We start from the raw sequence: 3,533 nt of genomic DNA on the forward strand, positions 1-3,533 counted from the left end.
GGTGCGGCCGGCGCCGAGGCGGCCACGGGTGCCGCGGTGTCCGCCCGGGGCGCGGAGGGCCGCTCGGCATTGCGGCTCACGTGCGGCTGCCCCCGGCCGGGCCCGGCGCCGTCCGGCAGGGCGAACTCGACGGGCGGCTCGTCGGTCCGCACCTGCCGGTCCCCGCCGCTGTCGCTGCCGAGCTGAAGGGTGCCGCCGCCGGAGAAGAGGCCGGAGGTCATGGCGACCACGCCCATGGCCATCGCGGCGGACGCGCCCAGCAGGCCCGTCCGTACCGGTGTCCTCGCCCGGCTGCGAGCGGGGCGGCGGAAGCCCGGGGGCCGTGAAGCGGCCGCCGAGCCGCCGGATTCGTCAGGGGGGACGGACTCCGGGGCGCCGTGCGTCCCCCCGGCTGCCGGGGGAGCGGGGACGGGGCTGCCTGCGGTCCGTGGGCCAGAGCGTCGGTGGCGACCCATCCGCTGCCTTCCTTACGTGTTCGGCTCGGTGTGCGTCACTCGTACGGGGCGACCTGTCGACCGGCGACTGTACGGCAATAGATGAGGGGCCGAAGTGCTGATTATGCAATTGGCCGGTTAGCGTGCAGACATGAACGAGAATGTCCGTCTCACGGCGTGGGTCCGTGGACATGTGCAAGGTGTCGGCTTCCGGTGGTTCACGCGGGAGAACGCTTTGCGGATCGGAGCGCTGGCCGGCTTCGCGTCGAATCTCTCCGACGGCCGGGTCCAGGTCGTCGCGGAAGGCCCGCGCGAGGCATGCGAACTTCTGCTCGATTGGCTGCGGGGCGGCGACACGCCCGGGCGGGTGGACGGGGTCACGGAGATCTGGGGTGACCCGCGGGGCGGATACGACGGGTTCGAGATCCGCTGACGGGGCGGCCGACATAACGGTTCGGGAAACGGAAAATCATCCGGGAGGGAACCGGGAGGGGCGCGCGGGGGCCGTGAAGAACGGGTGCGAAGGGCCGCGATGACCTTAGTGATATGCCGCTGGCATATGCGAAGGGCAGAAATTCCCTGATGGTTGCCAAGACGGCCCCGGCGTGGAAGGCTGCGAGGCAACGGATGATCTCCACGCCCCTCCGGGCCCCGGCAGAGTTCGGCGCCGCGCACCTACCGCCGCGCCCCCTGGGACGCCCGCGGATACGGGGTGTGATCGTGTTGACCGTCAAACCTTTTGGTGAGACTCTGGAAGCCCCGCGCACCTTAGCTGTTTGGCATTGAAGACTGCAGTAGCGATGGCAGACACCGCGGGTGCGAATCCCTCACGACCCACACCGCTTCGGTCGGTCACTCAGTGTGGAGGACCATCCATCATGGCAAAGGCGCTTCTCGGTTACGTCGGCGGCTCCGACCCCCGAGTCCTCGCCGAGATGCGACGGCTTCAGCAGCGTGTCCAGGACCTCGAATCCGAGCTCATCCGGATGCAGGCCGAGAATGACGCGCTGTCTGCCGCCGCTCACCACGGCGACTCGCTGCTCGACAGCATCGACGTTTCCAAGGCGGAGCCTGCGCTCGCCTGACCAGAGGCCCTGCCCCGGGGGCCGGTCGGGCTGCACTGTCAGCCGCTTGAGAGTTGCAAGGGACGCTTCGGCGTCCCTTCGTCATTTCCGATCATCATATGGTCGCGGTATTTCCGGTGATTGCGGCTATTTTTTCCCACTTTTCGGTTCGCTCTTAACGACTGATGTGCCCTGCCCCTTCCCGGGTGAAACCCTTTGCGACGGCACGGCGCGCCAGTACCCCGTCCGGGGCGGTGCCGGAAGAGGGCCGGGCGGTAGAGTCCTTCCGCGTGCACCTCAAGAGCCTGACCCTGCGGGGGTTCAAATCCTTCGCCTCCGCGACGACCCTGCGCTTCGAGCCCGGGATCACCTGCGTCGTGGGGCCCAACGGCTCCGGCAAGTCCAATGTCGTCGACGCCCTCTCCTGGGTCATGGGCGAGCAGGGGGCCAAGTCCCTGCGCGGCGGCAAGATGGAAGACGTGATCTTCGCCGGGACGACCGGCCGCCCGCCGCTGGGCCGCGCCGAGGTCTCCCTGACGATCGACAACTCCGACGGCGCCCTGCCGATCGACTACTCCGAGGTCACCATCACGCGGATCATGTTCCGCAACGGGGGCAGCGAGTACCAGCTCAACGGCGACACCTGCCGGCTCCTCGACATCCAGGAGCTCCTCTCGGACTCCGGCATCGGCCGCGAGATGCACGTCATCGTCGGCCAGGGACAGCTCGACTCCGTCCTGCACGCCGACCCGGCCGGCCGCCGGGCCTTCATCGAAGAGGCCGCGGGCGTCCTCAAGCACCGCAAGCGCAAGGAGAAGGCGCTCCGCAAGCTCGACGCCATGCGCGCCAACCTCGCCCGCGTCCAGGACCTCACCGACGAACTGCGGCGGCAGCTCAAACCGCTCGGCCGGCAGGCCGCGGTCGCCCGCCGCGCCGCCGTCATCCAGGCCGACCTGCGCGACGCCCGCCTGAGGCTCCTCGCCGACGACCTCGTCACCCTCCGGGAGGCGCTGCGCACCGAGCTCGCGGACGAGGCCGCGCTCAAGGCCCGCAAGGACGCCGCCGAGGCCGAGCTGCGGACCGCGCTCCAGCGTGAGGCGGCCCTGGAGGAACAGGTGCGGGCGCTCACCCCGCGCCTGGCCGGCGCCCAGCAGACCTGGTACGAGCTCTCCCGCCTCGCCGAGCGGGTACGGGGCACGATCGGCCTCGCCGACGCGCGCGTCACCAGCGCGACCTCCTCCCCGGCCGAGGAACGGCGCGGCCGCGACCCGGAGGACCTGGAGCGCGAAGCGGCCCGCATCCGCGAGCAGGAGGCCGAACTGGAGGCGGCCCTGGAGGCGGCGAGCCGCGCCCTGGAGGACACCAGCGAGCACCGTGCCGCCCTGGAGCGCCGGCTGGCGGAGGAGGAACGCCGCCTCAGGGACGCCGCCCGGGCCATTGCCGACCACCGTGAGGAGCTCGCCCGGCTCCAGGGCCGCGTCACCGCCGCCCGCGGCCGTGCGGCCTCCGCGCAGTCCGAGATCGACCGGCTGGTCGCCGCGCGCGACGAGGCCCGGGAGCGCGCGGCCGCCGCCCAGGAGGAGTACGAGCGGCAGCAGGCGGAGGTCGAGGGGCTCGACGCCGGGGACGCCGAACTGGCGAGCCGGCACGAGGCCGCCAAGGCGGAACTCGCCGCCGCGGAGGCCGCACTGACCGAGGCCCGCGAGGAGGCCACCGCCACCGAACGCCGCCGCGCGGCCACCGGCGCCCGCCGCGACGCGCTCGCCCTGGGGCTGCGCCGCAAGGACGGCACGGGGGCGCTGCTGGCCGCGCAGGATCGTTTGTCCGGACTGCTGGGCCCGGCAGCCGCACTGCTGACCGTCGCCCCCGGCTACGAACTGCCGGTCGCCGCCGCGCTCGGAGCCGCCGCCGACGCGCTCACGGTCACGGACACCGCCACGGCGGCCGAGGCGCTGAGGCTGCTCCGCAAGCAGGACGCCGGTCGGGCGGCGCTCGTGGTGGCGCCGGGCCTGGAGCGCGGCGCGGCGCAGAGCGA

General features: G+C 72.3%; 4 protein-coding genes. 3 read left to right on the forward strand and 1 reads right to left on the reverse strand.

The features are described from left to right. On the reverse strand, positions 1–242 hold a 242-nt coding region (locus B7P34_RS37905), incomplete at its 3' end, for a hypothetical protein (protein WP_223268582.1). A 343-nt stretch (positions 243–585) separates the two neighbouring features. Here B7P34_RS37905 and B7P34_RS35430 point away from each other — a divergent pair. The 3 genes from B7P34_RS35430 to B7P34_RS35445 form a co-directional block, all read left to right on the forward strand. Further along, complete coding sequence (locus B7P34_RS35430) at positions 586–867, forward strand: acylphosphatase (RefSeq protein WP_106682229.1); 282 nt, start codon at positions 586–588, stop codon at positions 865–867. A gap of 445 nt (positions 868–1,312) precedes the next feature. Beyond that, positions 1,313–1,519 (forward strand): hypothetical protein, encoded by a 207-nt coding sequence (locus tag B7P34_RS35440; protein WP_030369319.1) that lies wholly within the window; start codon positions 1,313–1,315, stop codon positions 1,517–1,519. Positions 1,520–1,788: 269 nt separating this feature from the next. After that, the coding region (locus B7P34_RS35445; RefSeq protein ID WP_189383286.1) for a chromosome segregation SMC family protein at positions 1,789–3,533 on the forward strand (1,745 nt) is incomplete at its 3' end.

It is taken from the genome of Streptosporangium nondiastaticum, assembly GCF_003011965.1.
GTDB lineage: Bacteria > Actinomycetota > Actinomycetes > Streptomycetales > Streptomycetaceae > Streptomyces > Streptomyces nondiastaticus.